This window comes from Moorena sp. SIO4A1, from assembly GCF_010672065.1.
In the GTDB taxonomy this organism is placed as follows: domain Bacteria; phylum Cyanobacteriota; class Cyanobacteriia; order Cyanobacteriales; family Coleofasciculaceae; genus Moorena.
The window spans coordinates 1-18,304 of the sequence record NZ_JAAHHX010000039.1; the positions used below are offsets into that span (position 1 = coordinate 1).

19 protein-coding genes are annotated in these 18,304 nt (G+C 43.9%); 11 read left to right on the forward strand and 8 right to left on the reverse strand.

The window, feature by feature from the left end:
• Nucleotides 1–410 precede the first annotated feature (410 nt).
• Complete coding sequence (locus F6K53_RS23080) at nucleotides 411–710, reverse strand: hypothetical protein (protein ID WP_293082314.1); 300 nt, start codon at nucleotides 708–710, stop codon at nucleotides 411–413.
• A 409-nt stretch (nucleotides 711–1,119) separates the two neighbouring features.
• Between F6K53_RS23080 and F6K53_RS23085 the strand changes: the two genes are divergently transcribed.
• Together F6K53_RS23085 and F6K53_RS23090 are read left to right on the forward strand one after the other, a co-directional pair.
• Nucleotides 1,120–1,248, forward strand: a complete 129-nt coding sequence (locus tag F6K53_RS23085; RefSeq protein ID WP_269086977.1) for a hypothetical protein — start codon at nucleotides 1,120–1,122, stop codon at nucleotides 1,246–1,248.
• Nucleotides 1,249–1,602: 354 nt separating this feature from the next.
• Complete coding sequence (locus F6K53_RS23090) at nucleotides 1,603–2,520, forward strand: helix-turn-helix domain-containing protein (protein ID WP_293028153.1); 918 nt, start codon at nucleotides 1,603–1,605, stop codon at nucleotides 2,518–2,520.
• 273 nt (nucleotides 2,521–2,793) lie between these two features.
• Here the strand turns inward: F6K53_RS23090 and F6K53_RS23095 are convergent, their stop codons facing one another.
• A complete protein-coding gene (locus F6K53_RS23095; protein WP_293072033.1) occupies nucleotides 2,794–5,190 on the reverse strand; it encodes a peroxidase family protein in 2,397 nt (798 codons plus the stop codon).
• A gap of 675 nt (nucleotides 5,191–5,865) precedes the next feature.
• Between F6K53_RS23095 and F6K53_RS23100 the strand changes: the two genes are divergently transcribed.
• Together F6K53_RS23100 and F6K53_RS23105 are read left to right on the forward strand one after the other, a co-directional pair.
• Nucleotides 5,866–6,051 carry a hypothetical protein gene (locus F6K53_RS23100; RefSeq protein ID WP_293072032.1) on the forward strand — a complete coding sequence of 62 codons (186 nt, stop codon included), beginning with the start codon at nucleotides 5,866–5,868 and terminating at the stop codon, nucleotides 6,049–6,051.
• Entirely contained in the window at nucleotides 6,041–6,319 is a 279-nt protein-coding gene (locus tag F6K53_RS23105) for a sigma factor (protein ID WP_293072031.1), read from the forward strand. Before F6K53_RS23100 ends, F6K53_RS23105 begins: the two co-directional genes overlap by 11 nt.
• Nucleotides 6,320–6,331: 12 nt before the next feature.
• Here the strand turns inward: F6K53_RS23105 and F6K53_RS23110 are convergent, their stop codons facing one another.
• Nucleotides 6,332–6,553 carry a hypothetical protein gene (locus F6K53_RS23110; protein WP_293072030.1) on the reverse strand — a complete coding sequence of 74 codons (222 nt, stop codon included), beginning with the start codon at nucleotides 6,551–6,553 and terminating at the stop codon, nucleotides 6,332–6,334.
• Between the two features lie 31 nt (nucleotides 6,554–6,584).
• Here F6K53_RS23110 and F6K53_RS23115 point away from each other — a divergent pair, with 31 nt between their 5' ends.
• On the forward strand, nucleotides 6,585–6,947 hold the full coding sequence (locus tag F6K53_RS23115; protein ID WP_293072029.1) for a hypothetical protein: 363 nt from the start codon (nucleotides 6,585–6,587) through the stop codon (nucleotides 6,945–6,947).
• A 233-nt stretch (nucleotides 6,948–7,180) separates the two neighbouring features.
• On the opposite strand, the gene F6K53_RS23120 is transcribed toward F6K53_RS23115, so the two are convergent.
• From F6K53_RS23120 to F6K53_RS45990, 3 genes are read right to left on the reverse strand one after another with little or no spacing between them, the layout of a single operon-like run.
• Entirely contained in the window at nucleotides 7,181–7,381 is a 201-nt protein-coding gene (locus F6K53_RS23120) for a hypothetical protein (protein WP_293072028.1), read from the reverse strand.
• Nucleotides 7,368–7,541 (reverse strand): Uma2 family endonuclease, encoded by a 174-nt coding sequence (locus tag F6K53_RS45985; protein WP_364304820.1) that lies wholly within the window; start codon nucleotides 7,539–7,541, stop codon nucleotides 7,368–7,370. The genes F6K53_RS23120 and F6K53_RS45985 overlap by 14 nt, the downstream gene beginning before the upstream one ends.
• A 17-nt stretch (nucleotides 7,542–7,558) precedes the next feature.
• Nucleotides 7,559–8,065 (reverse strand): Uma2 family endonuclease, encoded by a 507-nt coding sequence (locus F6K53_RS45990; RefSeq protein ID WP_364304817.1) that lies wholly within the window; start codon nucleotides 8,063–8,065, stop codon nucleotides 7,559–7,561.
• A 256-nt stretch (nucleotides 8,066–8,321) separates the two neighbouring features.
• Between F6K53_RS45990 and F6K53_RS23130 the strand changes: the two genes are divergently transcribed.
• Nucleotides 8,322–8,522 (forward strand): hypothetical protein, encoded by a 201-nt coding sequence (locus tag F6K53_RS23130; RefSeq protein WP_293028127.1) that lies wholly within the window; start codon nucleotides 8,322–8,324, stop codon nucleotides 8,520–8,522.
• Nucleotides 8,523–8,817: 295 nt separating this feature from the next.
• Here F6K53_RS23130 and F6K53_RS23135 read toward each other — a convergent pair whose 3' ends face one another.
• Entirely contained in the window at nucleotides 8,818–9,789 is a 972-nt protein-coding gene (locus F6K53_RS23135; RefSeq protein ID WP_293028130.1) for a homogentisate phytyltransferase, read from the reverse strand.
• A gap of 168 nt (nucleotides 9,790–9,957) precedes the next feature.
• Nucleotides 9,958–11,325 (reverse strand): NAD(P)/FAD-dependent oxidoreductase, encoded by a 1,368-nt coding sequence (locus tag F6K53_RS23140; RefSeq protein WP_293028132.1) that lies wholly within the window; start codon nucleotides 11,323–11,325, stop codon nucleotides 9,958–9,960.
• 437 nt (nucleotides 11,326–11,762) lie between these two features.
• Here F6K53_RS23140 and F6K53_RS23145 point away from each other — a divergent pair, with 437 nt between their 5' ends.
• The 5 genes from F6K53_RS23145 to F6K53_RS23165 all read left to right on the forward strand — a co-directional run bounded on the left by F6K53_RS23145 (nucleotide 11,763) and on the right by F6K53_RS23165 (nucleotide 18,083).
• Nucleotides 11,763–13,304: a glycosyltransferase gene (locus F6K53_RS23145; protein WP_293082317.1), complete on the forward strand. Its 1,542-nt coding sequence runs from the start codon at nucleotides 11,763–11,765 to the stop codon at nucleotides 13,302–13,304.
• A 282-nt stretch (nucleotides 13,305–13,586) separates the two neighbouring features.
• Nucleotides 13,587–14,753 carry a class I SAM-dependent methyltransferase gene (locus F6K53_RS23150; protein WP_293028138.1) on the forward strand — a complete coding sequence of 389 codons (1,167 nt, stop codon included), beginning with the start codon at nucleotides 13,587–13,589 and terminating at the stop codon, nucleotides 14,751–14,753.
• A gap of 105 nt (nucleotides 14,754–14,858) precedes the next feature.
• Nucleotides 14,859–15,551, forward strand: a complete 693-nt coding sequence (gene surE, locus F6K53_RS23155) for a 5'/3'-nucleotidase SurE (protein ID WP_293069565.1) — start codon at nucleotides 14,859–14,861, stop codon at nucleotides 15,549–15,551.
• Between the two features lie 425 nt (nucleotides 15,552–15,976).
• Nucleotides 15,977–17,893: a vanadium-dependent haloperoxidase gene (locus F6K53_RS23160; RefSeq protein ID WP_293082320.1), complete on the forward strand. Its 1,917-nt coding sequence runs from the start codon at nucleotides 15,977–15,979 to the stop codon at nucleotides 17,891–17,893.
• Between the two features lie 64 nt (nucleotides 17,894–17,957).
• The gene (locus F6K53_RS23165; protein WP_269087049.1) at nucleotides 17,958–18,083 is read left to right on the forward strand and encodes a hypothetical protein; all 126 of its coding nucleotides are present in this window, start codon (nucleotides 17,958–17,960) and stop codon (nucleotides 18,081–18,083) included.
• Nucleotides 18,084–18,304 lie beyond the last annotated feature (221 nt).

Sequence of the window (18,304 nt, forward strand, 5' to 3'; positions counted from 1 at the left end):
GTTCCTTATCGAGTCCCTCAGGAATTGTAATCCAATAAATCTGGAAACCAGTCTGAGCATCAATCTCGTATTTAAAGTAGTACTCAGAACCTAGACTCAATAATGTTATAAATCCGTATGCGAGCATAAAAACTCCCTTGAATTCTACGTAAGGATTCAGCAACGTTGGTTATGGAATCAAAGAAGGAGCAAGTGCAGTTTTATCAAGTTGAGCCGGTCGAGCTTGCTCAACAAAATCTATCACAGACCACCCCTAAGGAGAGCAGTTTTTTTACTAAACTTAATATTTACTAAACTTAATAAATTAGCCGATAAATTACGCTAACTTAGCAGTATCTTGAAACTATTCCCTAGGCCGAGAGCCACTCCAGCTTTTTCCTTGATGTCTTTGCTGTTTGCCTAGTTGACGTTTAGGTTTTTATACTGTATCTTGTTTTTATTATTTCTGATTTTCCGTTTTTTTGAGTAGGTCTGTTGATGGCGGTTTTGATTAAATTTTGCGTTCTAATTCTGCTACTTACAGGCAGTTTATCTATTTCTTGTTTCAGTTCTTCTATTGTTGCTTGCTGCTGAGCTATAGCCTTCGCTACAGTAATGAGCATTTCTACCACTTCCTCCTTCGGCAACTGGTTGAATCGTTCTGGTTCTAGTTCGTTCGGCTGGTTTTTGGTCACGATCGCAATCCTATACGGTTGTCTCGCTTTTGTCAATACCCCACTATGTTAATTCTTACTTTAGTCGGGGAATCAAAAACGACTTGGCAGTTAAAACCACCGTCAAAACTTGACATTTTGTTCCCAACATGTATTTTATTTGCTACACTTTGAGCAGTAGAGTAAAGCGATAAAAGTTTGATGTTGCTCTAGGAAATCAAAATTCAGGATACTGAAGATAATTGCAGAAAATTTAATGAAGTTTACCTATAATAATATTGGCCTATAGCAATCCGTGTAGGAATTGAGAGAATTTTGATGCGATATTCCCTACTCCCTACTCCCTACTCCCAGATCCGCTGTTCCCTTTGCTATATAAAAATTATTAAAGGATATACGGTAAAGAAAAAAAAACGAAATGATGCCTGAAATTATTGCCAAAAATTAGCTGATAATTCGTAAGCATATGCGCTACGCGCACGCTTACGCGAACAGCATTCAGTCGTCAGCTGTCAGCCGTTGGCCTTGGGCTTTGGCCACGCTACGGGAATGGCCATGCTATGGGAATCGCCAACGGCTGAATGCTTACAATTAGATCAGCCCACTCGACGAAAGGGGAAAGACTTACAGTGACGTGGGAAACCCCCGCATGAAGGCGCTGCATCGCTTTCTTATCCCCCACACCCCACACCCCACACCCCACACCCCACACCCCACACCTGAGGTCAAAGTAAAAAACCTACCCTTATGAGTTGTTCCGCCCGGGGGAGGATGCCAATCGGAACCATACCCTAAAATGAGAGAGTTTTCCTATTTGATCAGCAAATTGGCTATATTGTTAATCTTTGTTAATTTTTGATAAGTTCTATGGTGAGATGCCCAAGGGATGTTACTATCCGGTGTTTATGTATAAAAATTGTTAACGTGGATTAATGGGTGGAGAGATTTGGTGAGCCACTTAAGTCTAGAGCAAGAGGAGCAACTCCAGAAAATAGGGACCTATCTCAGCCAAGTCAGGCAGGAGAAATCTATACCTATTGAGGAAGTCGCTAACAACACCTTTATTCGATTGCATATATTGCAAGCCCTTGAAGCAGGGCAATCCGAGCCGTTGCCCGAGCCAGTTTATATTCAAGGCTTTATTCGTCGCTATGCAGAGTTTCTCGGTCTAGATGGTCCAGGAATAGCCAAAACGTTTCCAGTTAATTCTGGATTGTCCTTGAAAACCGAGAACACCGAGAAAACTGAGAAAACCGAGAACACCGAGAACACCGAGTCTGGTGGGTTAGTCTTGTATACCAATATCTCCTCAGAAGAGAACTCTGAGACTCCAACCTCTCCTCAAAAGATTCCTAGGATTGTAGCCAAAAGCAAGACTGTTAAAACTGTAGCCAAAAGCATACAACCCTATTATCCTTACATCATAATAGTAAGCTTGGTCAGTGTTGCTGGTGGACTAATTTATCTACTCAACACCGTGTTCACCTATATCACTAATCGACAGATCGAAAACTCATCAGTTGCCCAGGACCAGACAATCCCCGATAAACCAGAACAACCAGCACCAGCCCCTAAGCCCGAACCTAAACCACCCCCCAAACCCAAACCTGTCCCATCTAATCCATTAATTAAAGTACGCTTGAGTATTACAGAGCAAACTTGGGTACGAGTGGTAGTTGATGGCAAAATCGAGTTGGAAGAAACCTTACCCAAGGGATATCAGAAAACCTGGATTGCTAAACAAAAACTGACTGTGAGGTCAGGGAATGCGGGAGGTGTTTTGTATACTGTGGATCAACAGCAACCAAAATCCCTCGGGGAACGTGGTGCTGTTGTACAGAGGAGTTTTAGCTTAGCTGCTCAGTAGATCAGTGGTGCATCTTTTTGTTGTAAATCTATAACTAGAGGAAGTGTGGGGAGGGTGGGGAGAGGGGGAGATGGGGAGATAGGGAGATGGGGAGCTTGTAGGGTGGGCAAAAAGCGTTTGGTTCAAATCAGTATTCATGATTAGATTACTTTGCCCACCCTACTTTAATTGGGATTTTTTTTCACGCCAGCTTGTAGGGTGGGCAAAAACCGTTTGGTTTAAATGAGTATTCATGATTAGATTACTTTGCCCACCCTACTGGAAGATGAACTATTATAAAAGAGTAAGATCAATCACTAGATCGTTAAAGTCGCGATCGCGTAGCGGCTCTGTTAGAGCATCGCTTTCTTCACTGTCATTACCACTTAAATCTTCAAAGGCGAATGTGAATTTGTTGTCACTGCTATTTCCAAGTTCAAGGATATGGCTCATGCCATCACTGTTAGCAGCTGTGAAAGCAAAGAATACCTCAGCATCACCATTTTCAAAATCATCCAAATCCCCATCTGTAACTAAGTAGGGAGCTAGGATAGAGCCTCCTGGAAGAGTAACATCAAAATTTACCGTGGTCAAGTTTTCGTCTACCTTGAAGTCAACCACGCTGGCATCAATGGCCGCTTCTGCATAACCGTCTTGGCCAGGAGTAAGAGATTGACCCGTGATTGGATCAATTATCGTTCCCTGTTGATCAGCAATTAGATAAAAGCCAATTAAATTGTCATAATCCGCCTCTCTAGTCACAGTTGCTGTAGCTTGTCCCGAAAAGCCGGTTAAATCTAGCAGTCCATCAGAGGAGGGATTGTTGTCGGAGCTGATTATAAAGGCATTGTCTGCAATTGTAGTAATTTCGGTGTTGAGCTTGATAATATCAGCAAACGTCACTTCCTTAATGGCTGCAATTTCCTCTTGGGTAAAGAAACCGCCATCTTCAATCGGTCTCTCGAACCAAAAGCGGTCAGCATCCCGTATCCGCTCGTATTGCTCCCATAGCATTGCTTGAATAGTTTCTCCGGCACCGGAGGGAGCAACAGCATCTTCTGCAAACAGCCCAATCAATAAGTCGATATCTTCTACAGTCTGGTAGAGCTCGTCGAGAGTATTTGCCAACTCTGCATTTGAAGTAATTTCCGCAAAAGTCGTTACCCGTGGTAGACCGAGACTTGCTCGCACTTGGTTATAGTCAGCCAAGCCATGATCCCTTCCCCGTTGCTGATTAGCAGAGTAAAGGTCAAATCCGATCGCTCCTGGTACTAAAGCGTTGCGCAGGTCAAAAACTATATTAGTATCAACGTCTTCAGTAATTGTTTGACTGGCACCGCGCAAGATATTATCTATATCGCTACTATCATTAATATTGGGTGAACTAAATGTTCTTAATAATTGCAAACTTGTGAGATTACCATCAGCATCAATAGTGTCTATACGGTTATTAGTTTGGGTATGACCAACACGAAGACCAGCAGCAGCAAACTCACTAGTGATTTCTGGAGTTTGATTAGAGTTATAGCTGCTGTAGTCAGTGATCACATTACCCACCATCAGGGGGAGCCACTCGTAGAGAACAATAGCTTGATATTGGGCAATATTAATCTGGCGAGAGCGTTGAAATATCTGCTCATCTGTCCAGTCAGGATGAAACCGATAAAGTTCTTGGGCAAGGCGGTTATGGTTACGCATCCAGAGGGTATGCTGGGATGCCAAACTATCGTTCTCGTTAACCCGTGTATCCCCCGCTAGAAAACCCACATCCATAAAAGCGCCTTTACCACTGATCAGTTCTCCATCAGCACCTGTGATGTTAAGGGGTAACAAGTCGTCATTAGTGGTAACTGTTTCATCCGAGAAGACGTTGAGGCGACCTTCTGAAAAAGCACGAATTGCTTGATATTCTTCTTCAGTAGACCCATAAACTACAGAAAGATCAAGCCAAGAGGTAACAATATTAATTGCTTTTCCTGGGCTCCCAGAGACTCCAGTACCGCTGAAAAACGCATCCCGTTCAAAGTCAAACTCCAAGCCACCATCTGCCTGTGTAGAAATTTCTTGAGTGGGAGGAGTGTTTGGTGGAAAATTAGGGTCATCGGCGGGAATGTCAATGGGGAAATTGAGCAATTCTAACCGGTTTTGGTTCTGTTCTTTTGACCCATTCGCTGCTAAATCAGTGTCGTGGTTGACGAACTGACCAAAAGCCCAAATGAAAGCGCTTAAGCCATTACCATTGGGATCAGACTCTCCTTCTTCTAAGTTAGAGGTAGCATTGCTGATCACTCGGGTACTAGGGCGATCGGGTGGGTTAAGCAATACAAAGGGCGCATCAGATACATTGCTTAAGCCCTCTGTATTGGATATGACATTCAATCCCAATCCATTTAATCGGTCTGCTTCGGCTTGGGTAAATATGGGAATGGGTTGGCGCGTAACAGTATTGCCATCTATACCGATCAGAGCATTGCCTTCTGCATCAAATGCTATACCCGCCGGTGACTGGATTCCGTCTTCATACTCAATTGGACTCAAACGCAGCAAAGGCGTATTAGGGATACCCAAAGAGACTTGGTCTAAATTATTCCTACTGCCGTCGATCAGGCGAATGGTAATCCCTTCATCGTTTACAACTAATGTGCTGTCGGCAAATGGGTCTCGTTGAAGAACACTGTTGAGATTTGTCATAACATTTAAATAAACCTAAGGCTTATCTATAAGAGTTCCCAACTGTAAGGAAAAAATACTAATAATCTCGACCTGAAAGTATTGCTGTTTTTAGGTAGTTTTATGGTTGACCTCTAGGGTTGACTGTGCTTAGCTGACAAACGTCACAAATAAAGATTCTGTTACTTTTAGAGCTTATGAAAGCTTAGATTATAGATTTCAGTAGCGCTAATTTTTTAAAAAACTAAGATAGTTTGATGCCTAAAATAGAGGTTTTTATCAGGCTTTATTCGATACCAATTTAATTTTTAGTGAGAGGATTTTAAATACTTTTATATGCTCTAGATATAATATTTCATTATCTGATATGTTTTTTTGAATTTTTTACATTTTATCCTGTTACCTTTTGCATTTTACATTTTATACTGTTGCCTTTTTACTTCTGCCTTTTGCCTTCTGCCTTCTGCCTTTTGCCTTTTGCCTTGCATCCAATACATTTTGCTTATTACCAGCGGATGTGGTATAATTAATTATTACCTTAAATAAAGTTAAAAAAAGATAAAGAAAAGGCTTCAATAAAATTTACAAAAATCCTAACTCAAGGGCTGACTGGACTTGACGGCTTAAGTTAACGAACGTCACTTGTATAACTTGGGCGAATAGGTCAAACTGGTTTTCGGTGGATCAACAGGACTTATGCAGGCAACAAACCAAGGTTTTCATGGCCAATGGCGCGAAAATGCCGAAAACGAATCTACCGCTGCTTGGGTGGAGCCCCTCCTGGAAAAACTGTCTACTGGAGACCGTACGGCCTTTTGGCCCCTCTGGGAACAGTATCAAGACTATCTTTACCATCGCGCTCTGCAGCTGGATGGGGGGTAATCGGTCTCAAGCCCAAGATGCTGTTTCTGAGATTATGCTCAAGGCTTGGGAAAAATTGCCCAAATTTGCTGCAAAGATTACCAATCTCAAGGGATGGCTGACTAAATTTGCCCATAACTGCTGTATAGACTGCCATCGAGAAAATAACTCTGGGACAATAGGAGTAGAAAACCTCGAAGCGATGAAGCGAAGCTTCCGCCAAAGGCGATCGCAGTGGCAGAGGGCAATGGCTTGGTTACTGAATTTGATACCCCAGAAAAGCTTGTAGAAAAGAGGGTAATTATTCGGAGATCAAATTAGAGACAACGGCAGAGGAAATAACGTCACTGGTAGAGCAAGAATCTGTTGCAGCAAAGGTAATCTCTATTAAAAAAGCTCCTAATCCCCCATCAACTAAGCTCACCGATAGCAATCCTTGCCCGATGGATTGGGTAAAACCGCGATCGCTCAAACCAATGGTATAATAGGATTTCCAGACAAAACCACCAACTTTAACTTGCATAAAATAGCAACAATAAACAGCAATCAAAAACATGAATACAATCAAAACTAGCCTCAGCAAAGTGTTAACTTTAGCCGTAGTAGCACTAACAGTAATCGTCACCTTCGCGCTTAATCCCGGGGAAGCACTTGCCGGGTATTGCTGTGGAGGAGATGTCACCTACCTGCAAAATCCCGATGAGCACTTTTGCTTAGTTGAAGTTACTCCTGGTTATGACTATCTGTTTGCTAAACTACACAACGAATCTCCCGAGCGAGTAAAAGTAGTAGACTCAGCTACAGGCCAGCCAACCTTCATATCCCCAAATGAGGATATAGTCCTGCCCCTGCCTGAGTATGGTGTCTTCTATCTAAAGGAAGGAGACGGACCAGTGGACTTTTACTGCGAAAGATAAAAGCAGCAAGCCGGTACACGAGGTAATCAATTATTTCAGCTAATTTTTACCTGAAATAACCGAACTTTGAAATTGATTATCTAAGGTATCGCCGCTCAATATGTTACAACGCTTAACCACTCCACGCTATCTGTTAGCCAAGGAGTACAAGGTAATAACCTAAAATATCAAAGCCCCGGTAGATTCTAGTAATTTAGGTCTGGTCGGGGTGTTTTTCTGTTAGTATTCAGCCATCAGTGGTCAGCCGTGAGCTTTTCGCTCACGCTGCGCGAACAGCTTTTGTTATTCAAAACTCGTGCGTGGCCAAGGCCAAAGCCTGTGCCACGCTGTGCGAACGACGCTGGTAGGTAGCGCATTAGCTGATAGCTGATAGCTGATAGCTGATAGCTGATAGCTGATAGCTGATAGCTTACCAATTCATTACCAAAAACCATCAAGTGTTAGAATAAAATTAGGCAAAATTGGTTCTCCCAATAATTTATTAGGCTGCTCTAATACTACTTTAGTTTTCCCACACTGATAAATCTCCACTTGCTTGGCTAATCGGTTGAATAACCAACCCAATTTTACCCCATTATCTAAGTATTCCTGCATTTTTAGTTGGGCTTGTTTCAGGCGGTGGGAGACATTAATTCGATCACAAAATCTGGTGCTAGGGGTGGAAATTTTTCCCGTTGTGCCAGTGTCAGATCCTCCCATCTTTCCCGCTTAACCCAAGCTACATCTGGTGAACGATCAGCTCCGTTAGGTAGATGAAATCCTGTGGATGAATCAAACACTATTCCCAGTTGAGATTGTTCATTCCAGATTCCCAAACGAATCAGGAGATTAGCATTTCTTGCTCCTGTTTCTCCACCGGTTGGAGCGATAATTCCCAAATCTCCTTGTACGGTTCGCTCTACTTTCCAGTCGGGATTAGCACAACACAGGTCGTAAAACTGTTGGGATGTTAGTCTGGAATTTTCTGGCATCCTCAAGATTGATTGTGTCATGAGCAAAGGGAATAGGGAATAGGGAATAGGGAATAGGGAATAGGGAATAGGGAATAGGGAATAGGGAATAGGGAACAGGGAACAGGGAACAGGGAAGACAATCTTGTGTACCTGATAGTTATGCAAACCGCTGTAACTATATTAGTTATTATAGCAAATCTAAATTTATAGGATAGTTTAATACTTACGTTTTAGGAGCGAATTATTTTAATAAATACTAGTTAATAATTAATTAGCGTGTATATAGCATCTATTTCAGAATATCGCTGTTTTTTATTAATCCTAAAACTCCCCAAAAAAACTTTTAAAAAACCCTTGACAATTATAATAATAATTATTACAATAATCATTAAGTTACCACAATGAGTTCAATTGTTAAATTATGCGACAAGGATTTACTCAAAACTTCAAAAAACAACCTGCTCAGCACACTCTGAAAGGGTCTCGGGAAGCAGTAATTTATAGTATGCAGAGGATGTATGCCCTAGGGTATGCCGAGATTTGCGAATGGACTCCTCTGGAACCGACTGACGTTCCAGGCGAAGTGATGACTACACTAAACAAGTATTGGCTGTTGCCATAACACCTTAAATTTCTGGGGGGTTTCCCCCCAGTCAAAGGTTCCGGTCTGCTAACATAGGATCACATCAGGTTAGGTTTGGTAACTGAGTGACATAGCGATGCAGCGCACCTAACAACAATTTCAACGGACTTATTGTGGAGTTGAAATAGCCGTGGATAGTATTTCTACGGCTATTTTTTTGTAAGTTTATGCGCTACGCGAACAGCTATCAGCTATCAGCTATCAGCTATCAGCTGACGGCTGACGGCTGACGGCTGAATGCTTACGCGCTGTTGATTCGATTAATTGAGAAACCCTATAGTCTAAAAAGACAAGCTGCTGGGAAAATCAAATATTCCAGGAAAAACAGTTTCCAGATAAACTGATAAAAACTAGCGATCGCATTTTTATCCTCCAAGTCTACCTGGTAAGAGCGCCACCACATTACTGCCAATGCTACCAGATGGGTTCCTACCAAGAAGAGGATATTTACTGAACCGAGGAGCAGCACACTAGCTAGCACCATGGCGAGATAGCAAGCAGTAATCACTCCCCGTGCTATATTAAATACCGCTAATTTACCGAGGCGGATGGTAAAGGTAGTGATATTGAAAAGCTTATCCCCATTGATATCTGGGACATCTTTGAATATTGCGATCGCAACGGAAAACACTAAGATAAACCAGGTCAATGCCCACACTGCTGCGGTAGGCATCATCACTTGTCCCTGTTGCAATGCCCAACTAAAGTGTAAAAACAGACCTACATTAACGATTGCTCCCCGTACTGAAAAAATACATAGTGCTGCCCAAAAGGGAAACCGCTTCAGCCGGACCGGTGGCAAGGAATAGCATGTACCAATTGCCAAACTAATACTGACCATCAACAACAACCACGGCCCGAATAACCAAGCCAACAGTAGCGCTAGGATACCAGTTACCGCCACAATCCCCTGACCTAGTTGCAGAGAAAACTCCCCTGCAGCGATGGGAAGATGGGGTTTATTAATCCGGTCAATCTCCACATCGTGGACTTGATTTAGTCCTACGATATAGACATTACCGCACAAACAAGCAATCCAAGCTCCCAGCAGTTGACCGAACCCTTGCCAAGTCCAACCACTGTTAGTCATGGACACGGCAATGACATAGAGGGCAAAAACACTAAAACTCGTCCCAATAATCGTATGGGGACGAGAAAATTTCCAGAAACTGTACAGCCAAGCGGCTGGTTGCTCCAATAGATTAATCGAGGAAGGAGTAGATGCTTTAGAGGAAATCTGACTCATAGATCAGGTTAATAGTATTAGGGATTAGGGGTTAGAGTAATGGTTAATGGTTTCAGTACTTATATCATCTCAGGATAATTACCCTTACTAAAAATCTCCCCATCTCCCCATCTCCCCACCCTCCCCACACTTCCCACCCTCCCCACCCTATCCCTAATCCCTAAAGCCCTACACCTGTACCGGCGTCCGATAATCTCTTCTCTCCTCGAAATTGCCTGCTGGTTCTTCCTCAAGGTTAGTAATTAAACGAACCCCGCGCTTAAAGGTAAGGTAATGCCATGCCCACTGAATCATGACCAGCAACTTATTATCAAACTCAATCAGGAAGAAGATGTGGATAAAAATCCAGGCTAGCCAAGCGGGGAAACCAGAGAACTTAACAAACCCCAAATCCACTACTGCGGCATTCCGTCCAATCACCGCTAAATTGCCATAATCCTGATAATGGAAATCCGCTACTGTCTCCTCCTTGAGGCGCTTCTGAATCAGAGTAGAGACATACTTGCCTTGTTGCATCGCCACTGGCGCAACTCCTGGTAGGGGTTTACCAGTTTGATGAGAGAAATTCGCCAAATCACCAATCACAAAAATATCGGGATGTCCTGCCAAGCTCATATCCGGTTGTACTATCACCCGTCCAGCCCGGTCTAACTCCACACCAGTAGCGTTTGCTAGCGCCTTGCCCATAGCAGACGCTTTCATCCCTGCTGCCCACAGAACAGTTTTGGCGTTAATTTCCTCTACCTGCTCCCCTCGACGCATGGTAACTATATCGTCATCAATATTAGTAACTAGAGTCTTTGTCTGTACTGTTACTCCTAACCGTTCCAGAGAATTTTGGGCTTTTACTGATAACTCCGGTGGGTAAGGAGGCAAAATCCGATCCATCCCTTCCAACAGCAAAATCCTGGCTTCGGAAGTATCAATGTCGCGGAAGTCATCTTTTAAGGTGTCGTAAGCCAATTCTGCCATGGCCCCGGCTAATTCCACTCCAGTTGGTCCGCCTCCTACCAACACAAAGGTCAACCAAGCGCGACGTTTCTCGGGGTCAGTTTCTTTTTCTGCGGCTTCAAAGGCAGAATAAATCCGACGTCTAATGTCTAGGGCATCTTCAATGGTTTTCAAACCAGGAGCATCTTTTGCCCATTGATCATTACCGAAGTAGTGGTGGCTAACGCCAGTCGCCACGATCAGGGAGTCGTAAGATATTTCTTTGTCTGCTAGTTGAACGGTTTTCTGGTTCGGGTCAAGACCAATTACTTTCCCCATCAGCACTTGAGTATTTTTCTGGTGACTCAGGATTGCCCGCAGGGGTGAGGAAATATCACCAGCGGATAAGCCCCCTGTAGCAACTTGGTAGAGTAGGGGCTGGAACAAATGAAAGTTCCGTTTATCGATTAGAGTTACTTTCACTGGTGCCTTTCTCAGAGCCTGAGCAGCATAGAGTCCACCAAATCCGCCACCAATAATGACCACATGGTGAGGAGTAGTGGTCTTTGCTTCACTAACTATAGAACTAACCATAGAACTAACCATAGAATGTCTTACCTCTCCTGAATTTGTTTACCAGGACTTACGCGGTTAACTTGATTTCGCCCCCCTAGCCCCCCAATTTTGGGGGGAAATTGAGTTAAAGTCCCCCAGAATTGGGGGACCCACGGGGGCAAATGCGTAAGTCCTATTTACGATTGATTACGAATAACGTCCCTGCCTTAACCGTAGACCTTTTGCAAAAGTCATTTATTAGGAGGTAACTATCGTAGTTATCACGCTGTTGTTGTCTATTTACGCAAGAGGTCTCGTCTTTCCCGAGGCTTCTTAATATAATTTAACATTAAAAACTATTAACTGTGTCGTAAAAACCACCCAATTTAATAATATAATGATAAGTTTAATTTTTAACTAACATAAGATCCCCAAAACAAGCTAAACCTGGATTGTAAATCCTAGGAATTGTAAGGGTTTGGTAACAGTTGGTTGTTATTCGAGTCAGTGTGATGCACATTGGATTTCTCAACCCTCACGGTAATTTTGACCATAAAAATAGCTACATTAGCGAACATCCCGATTTCGGTGGTCAGTTGGTCTATGTCAGGCAAGTCGCAGATGCGATCGCAAAACAAGGTCACCAAATAGATATTCTCACCCGCCACATCATTGATCCGGATTGGCCAGAATTTGCCGAGACATTTGATTGCTATGGGAGTGTAGACAACCTCCGGATTATCCGATTGCCAGCCGGACCAAAACAGTTCCTGCGCAAAGAATTGTTGTGGCCCTATCTCGTCCAAGACTGGGTACCAAACATCCTGGAATTTTATCGAGAGGAAGGTAAATTCCCTGATATCATGACTACCCACTACAGTGATGGGGGAGTGTGTGGAGTGCTGATTGAGCAACAGACAGGGATACCCTTTACATTCACAGGTCATTCCCTGGGGGCTCAAAAAATGGATAAACTCCACGTCACTCCTGAGAATCTGGCTCAAATCGATCACTATTACAATTTCCGATACCGGATCCTAGCGGAACGGTTGAGCATGAATCACTCAGCCCTCAATATTACTAATACGGCACAAGAGCGGTTCCAACAGTACAGTCATCATGCTTATCGTGGAGCAGTGGATGTAGAAGCTGATCATCGATTTGCCGTTATTGCACCGGGAGTCAATGCCTCTGTGTTTGGTTCCGATGCGATCGCTCATAATGAACAAGCGACTTATCAACTGATTGAAGAGCGATTGCGCCGGGACATCAGTGAGTCAAGGCGGAGTCTACCGGCTATCTTGGCATCCAGCCGTTTAGACCCCAAGAAAAATCTCCTAGGTTTGGTGCAAGCCTTTGCTGAAGATGTGATAGTGCAACAGAAAGCCAATGTGGTGCTGATTACTGGTGGCTTGGATAACCCTTTGCAAGAAAAAGTCCACGATCAACAGACCGAAAAACTAGTAATCGGTCCCATCCGGGAAATAGTACGAGAAAAAAATTTGTGGGGTAAAATTAGCGCTTTTTCAGTACCCGATCAACCAGCACTAGCCGCTTCCTATCGCTATTTTGCTCAGCGTGGTTCCGTGTTTACTCTTACCTCTTTGTTTGAACCCTTTGGTCTTGCTCCTTTAGAAGCAGCAGCAGCTGGATTACCGATAGTGGTAACAAAAAATAGTGGTGTTGGTGAAAGTCTAAAAGTAGGAGATGAAGACTATGGTATGTTAGTCGATCCCAGTGATCCAGCAGATATTGCTAGAGGCATCAGGGAAATACTTTGTGATCAACACTTGTGGCAAAGGTTACAGAAACGTTGTCAGCAGTATGTTTTGGAATATTACACCTGGGATAGCACCGCTTTAAACTACTTGAGCCGAATCAAACAAATTGTTTCTAAACCATCAGCAAATCCTGCTGCTGAGTTACTTCCGCTCCATTCCTATTTCCATGATCCACAGCCAGAAAATGATATTTCTTTGGAAGAATTGAGCTACTGGTATTTTGTTGAAGATTATAGCAATCCTATCTGATTCGTCAAATCTAGTAGCCGAATAGTGGCGAAATATATCGCTATAACCCTTGCCCAGCAATGATTTACGATTTTAAATATTTTACAAATAATTGAGGATTGCTATAGCTGTCGCGCTTTCTTTTGATACATTTTTTTGTTGTTACGATTTTTTATGATACAATGCTTTAGGAACGAATTTTAAATTCATTACAAGCCTGCTCCAGAGAGACTTAGCAGTTGATTGAAGTGACAGAGTTGAGTCGATAGACGTTTGAAGTTCTAGTAGAAACCTACATTGGTTATGAAAGTAACTCCAGAGCAGATTAAGACTGTATACGACCAAAGCAATGCTGTTCAACATTACTTATCTAAAAGTCGCCGTGACGGTGTAAAAGTTGATTGGGAGGAGCCGTTCTCTCGTTCAGTGTTTAAGCAAGCAATCGCCCCAGTGAGCAAAAATAAGGGGGAGAAACTACGGGTTGTTGATATTGGTGCAGGCACAGGTGATGGATATGTTTTGCTGTCAACGCTATTGTTAAAAGACCCAGAACTAAGTGGTAGCTATGAGCTAGAGTACTTGGGAGTTGATATTAGTACCCAAATGGTGGAAACTGCCATAAATTTATATGGTAACCACAGTAACGTTGGGTTTGAATGTGCGGATATTCGGACTAGCAAGCTGGCTCGACCCTTCGATTTATATCTTTCTTGCGGCGTTCCCTACTCTCATCTGACTCACAAGGAGCTTGACCAAGCCTTAAAGATGATTGTGACCAATGTTTGCGAGAATCGCTCCCGGTGTGCTGTGATTGTGGATGTTTTGGGGCGCTACAGTATCGAGTGGACAGCCCAATGGCAGAACAGCCGTTGGAATTACTCGATGAGCTTTTTCCAGACCGAAGGGGATACAGAACCAACATGGATGAGTTTTTACTCCCATCAACACTTGCAAGAAATTATGCAGCAGGCAGCGAATGCCGTAGGCTGTCCTGTTGAGAAGTTTCAGTTTTTCGATCGCTCGATTATGGTTGGTCGCCATACCTCAACAAGGCAGTTTAACCCAGGGTTGCCCAACTATCGCGACCTAGTCAATAGTTTGCTCTCACCCTCACAACAGACAGACTTGAGCCAACTGATCTTCCAAGTCGAGTTAGGAGCGGCACCAGAGCACATCTTAGATTTCTTCAGGAAATTCTCTAGTTGGTGGAACCGTTTGGTGAGTGACGCCACAGAGCTATTGGGTGAGCCTTTGGCGGTCGCGACCGTTGAGTTGCCCCCTGAAGTTCAAGGATTTAAGGCAGCCGCCCAGCAAGAATTACAACAGATTTCTGACAAACACCTGTACCGACAGAAGGTCGAGTCTATGCTAGCTCAAGTGTTGCGGAAATTGGAGGCAACTCAGCAACCAGGCTATGGTGTGGGTCATGACCTATTTGGGGTGATGTGGTTAGACGCAACCAGACTCTAGCTTTTGTAGCTTCTTGATACTTTAAGTGGTTAGTAGGTCAGTAGAGATGGTATTTGCTCTCACTGATCTGCTATCCTCATTTTGTTTATCGGTGGAGCTGGGATTATGGCTTTTTTAGTAACCAATGATGATGGGATTGATGCTCCCGGCATTCACGCATTGCACAAAGCATTATTCCAAGTAACAAGCGATCGCATTGCGGTAGTTGCTCCTAAATACCACCAGTCCGGCTGTGGCCATCGGGTCAATATTCGCACAGTGATTCCAGTGGAATGGCGATCGCAGACTGAGGTGAGTGTAGACAGTACGCCCGCTGATTGTGTGCGTCTGGGAGTCAACTATCTCTACGACGATATCGAGTTTGTTGTCTCTGGGATTAATGGGGGCTGCAATCTGGGCTCGGACATTTATCCCTCAGGAACCATAGCGGCGGCTAGAGAGGCCACAATACACCGTCTGAACGCGATCGCTTTTTCTCATTTTAAGAGAACTGACTGGGAGATAGACTGGGAGCTGGCGACGGAATGGACGGTTCGGGTGTTGCACAAGTTATTAGACCAACCGTCTGACCCTGGCACCTTCTGGAGCGTCAACTTTCCCCACCTAGAACCAGACGCACCCGAGCCAGAGATAGTCTTTTGTTCCCTCTGTACCCGTCCTCTACTGACAGAATTTGTAAAGCAAGAGGACGGATATCTTTATGTGGGAGATGACATCAACCGCAAATCTGATTCAGGAACAGACGTTGATGTGTGTTTGTCAGGAAATATTGCGATCGCTCAGGTTAGTTTATGGTAAATTTTGTCAAATAAGCCCGTTATAACATTTATCCTAAGGTCAGGGAAAACCCATTCAACATACTCTTCAAAGGCTTTTCCTGCCTAGATTCTGCGTAAGCATATGCCCTACTTCACAGGCTAGAAGCCTGTGCCACGCACGCTACTTGAGGTGCAGTCACCCCTCAGCCGTTGGCCTTGGGCTTTTCTCTAGACTTTCAATTCTCTAAAATCTCGAAGTATAAAATTCTCTCGCAAGAGATTTATTTTCAGCCCTTAGCTGTCAGCTATCATGCTGTCAGCTAAGGGCTAAATGCTTACAAACCAACCCATTTTTTTTGGTGAAAAAAGTACCCTTGTGGGTACTGCCAGAGTCATAAATTACTTTGTACATTTGAATAGACATCTTCAAAACATATCAAAATTCTTTTTCCTAAGGAGATTCCCATGGCAAATCGTTCAGAGAAGTCCTTTGAGGTTCGCCTTGACGCTGCAAAACTAGCCAGAAGTCGAGACTATCCTACCCATAAAGCCAATGGGGATGAACAGCGACATGCTGATGATCAGTATTTTATGTCCTTTACCAAAGGGCTACCTCACAACCCTGATACAGGGCTACTACAAGACCCACTGGATTTTGTCAAGTTTCGCCGTGCAGTGGATGATGGCTTTATTGATCCCTTCTCTGATCGGGTACGTCATGGTGCCAAATTTGAGGTAGTATTTACAGGTCAAGACTACACTATTAAGCCTGAGACTGACCCTGATCTGCTTGAGCAATTTAGACAATGGGAAGCACCAACTGCAGGGGTTGTCTTTGAGCTAAACGGACCAGATCCACAAGCAGTTACCATGCCTCCGGCACCACCGTTAATCGATGCTAACGGTAAGGCTAACCCAGAGCTAATTTTTGAGATAGCAGAAGTCTACGAATTAGCCATACTGCGGGATCAGCCCCTCAATGACTTTGAGAAAAGAGGAGCGAATAGCAAAATCGAGAGTTCAATCAATCGTCTCAATGCCCTCGACTATATTCGCAACCAAACTGGACGACCTCGGAAGGTGAATTCCAAAGGCAGGCTTGATGAGCAAACCGTATTCCGAGGCTCTTCTCCAGGAGTGGAAGTCGGTCCCTATCTCTCTCAGTTTCTACTGATAGGTAATGTTGATCTCAATGGTGGTGGCAACGTTGCAGAAGGGAAAATTACCTATGGTGCTTTGCAAATTGATCAAAAGGTTCCCATTGCAACACCTAACCTAGATTACATGACCAACATGGAAGACTATGTCTTGGTTCAGCGTGGGATTAAGCAAGACAGAGAAAGCTATGTTTTAGAGAATGATCAAAACCCTAAGCTACCAGATCGTCCAGCTCGTCGGTTTATCTCCACTCCCCGAGATTTAGCTACTTATGTTCATTACGATGCTCTCTATGAAGCGTATCTCAACGCTTGCATCATTCTCCTGGGGATGCAAACACCCTTCGATCCTGGTTTTGATCATCTTTCTGGGGGTGGTGTGGCAGCAGGTAATCCAGCAACCCGTCGCAATGCCGCTGGTTTTGCCCTCTACGGCGGTCCACACATCTTAACGTTAGTTACTGAAGTAGCCACACGAGCACTCAAAGCTGTCCGCTTCCAGAAGTTCAATAACCATATTCGCCTGCGACCAGAGGCATTGGCAGCCCGGATTGAACTATTACGGCGATTTCAAGAGCTACCTAATGAAGCTAAAGCTAGTGTACCCAGAGCATTAATCAAGTACATTAGAAGGTTTGAACGTGAACTAGAAGGCAACGGTACTCTCAAGTCGATTTTGGAACTAGCCAATCAAAATGGCTCTGGCTCACCGAATTATCTACTACCAATGGCATTTCCTGAAGGGTCTCCCATGCACCCTGCCTATGGTGCAGGACATGCCACTGTTGCTGGAGCATGTGTGACCATGCTTAAGGCATTCTTTGATACCAGTGCAGTTTTAGTAGAAACACCAGTCAAAAACTCAAAACCGGGACAACCAAGGACACAGATCAGATTTAAACGCTATAGCCCCAAAGATCAGGGAATTGTGTTCCGTGCCCCTGATCTGTCTGGCTACACGAAAGGTGAGGCGACACTTGTTTCAGAGCGTACGAGGGATTTTTTGACTCTGGAGGGTGAGTTGAACAAGCTGGCTGCCAATATTTCCATTGGTCGCAATATGGCTGGCGTTCACTACTTTACTGACTACTATGATAGTTTGCGCATGGGTGAAGAAATTGCCATCGGTATGTTAGAAGAACAAGCATTGACCTATTCCACTGATCCCTTTGTGCTGTCTCTGCCAACCTTCGATGGAGACGTGATTCGGATCGGTGCCCGTTAAGCTATCCCTTCCTTAATGAATGATGGGGATTTCTTTGAATACCCATCATTAAGGAGATGGGGAGATGGGGAGATGGGGAGATGGGGAGATGGGGAGATGGGAAGATGGGGAGATGGGGAGATGGGGAGATGGGGAGATGGGGAGATGGGGAGATTTGATTAAGGGTAATTATGTTGGCGTTGCTGAATAATGGAATGATTTTAAGAGTTTTGTGGAATGGGCATCTTGCGTGGAACTGGCATCTTGCCAGTTTCAATATATTTCCGGGCGGGCAGGATGCCCACTCTACTCATATTCATTCAAACATTCAGCAACGCCATTATCCTGACACAATATTAGAAACGCTTCAAAGTTGTCCGGATTTCCTCCATTGCTTGATGTGAAAAGAGTATAGAGAGGAAAGTGGGCACA

Bases quoted from the DNA above. Each gene is read 5' to 3' on its own strand.
- surE (WP_293069565.1), top strand. From the start codon at position 14,859: ATGGCTTTTTTAGTAACCAATGATGATGGGATTGATGCTCCCGGCATT.
- F6K53_RS23110 (WP_293072030.1), bottom strand. From the start codon at position 6,553: ATGCAAGTTAAAGTTGGTGGTTTTGTCTGGAAATCCTATTATACCATT.
- F6K53_RS23100 (WP_293072032.1), top strand. From the start codon at position 5,866: ATGCAGGCAACAAACCAAGGTTTTCATGGCCAATGGCGCGAAAATGCC.
- F6K53_RS23115 (WP_293072029.1), top strand. From the start codon at position 6,585: ATGAATACAATCAAAACTAGCCTCAGCAAAGTGTTAACTTTAGCCGTA.
- F6K53_RS23130 (WP_293028127.1), top strand. From the start codon at position 8,322: ATGCGACAAGGATTTACTCAAAACTTCAAAAAACAACCTGCTCAGCAC.
- F6K53_RS23085 (WP_269086977.1), top strand. From the start codon at position 1,120: ATGCGCTACGCGCACGCTTACGCGAACAGCATTCAGTCGTCAGCTGTC.
- F6K53_RS23105 (WP_293072031.1), top strand. From the start codon at position 6,041: ATGGGGGGTAATCGGTCTCAAGCCCAAGATGCTGTTTCTGAGATTATG.
- F6K53_RS23135 (WP_293028130.1), bottom strand. From the start codon at position 9,789: ATGAGTCAGATTTCCTCTAAAGCATCTACTCCTTCCTCGATTAATCTA.
- F6K53_RS23150 (WP_293028138.1), top strand. From the start codon at position 13,587: ATGAAAGTAACTCCAGAGCAGATTAAGACTGTATACGACCAAAGCAAT.
- F6K53_RS23120 (WP_293072028.1), bottom strand. From the start codon at position 7,381: ATGGTTTTTGGTAATGAATTGGTAAGCTATCAGCTATCAGCTATCAGC.
- F6K53_RS23140 (WP_293028132.1), bottom strand. From the start codon at position 11,325: ATGGTTAGTTCTATGGTTAGTTCTATAGTTAGTGAAGCAAAGACCACT.
- F6K53_RS45985 (WP_364304820.1), bottom strand. From the start codon at position 7,541: ATGCAGGAATACTTAGATAATGGGGTAAAATTGGGTTGGTTATTCAAC.
- F6K53_RS23160 (WP_293082320.1), top strand. From the start codon at position 15,977: ATGGCAAATCGTTCAGAGAAGTCCTTTGAGGTTCGCCTTGACGCTGCA.
- F6K53_RS23165 (WP_269087049.1), top strand. From the start codon at position 17,958: ATGGGGAGATGGGGAGATGGGGAGATGGGGAGATGGGAAGATGGGGAG.
- F6K53_RS23095 (WP_293072033.1), bottom strand. From the start codon at position 5,190: ATGACAAATCTCAACAGTGTTCTTCAACGAGACCCATTTGCCGACAGC.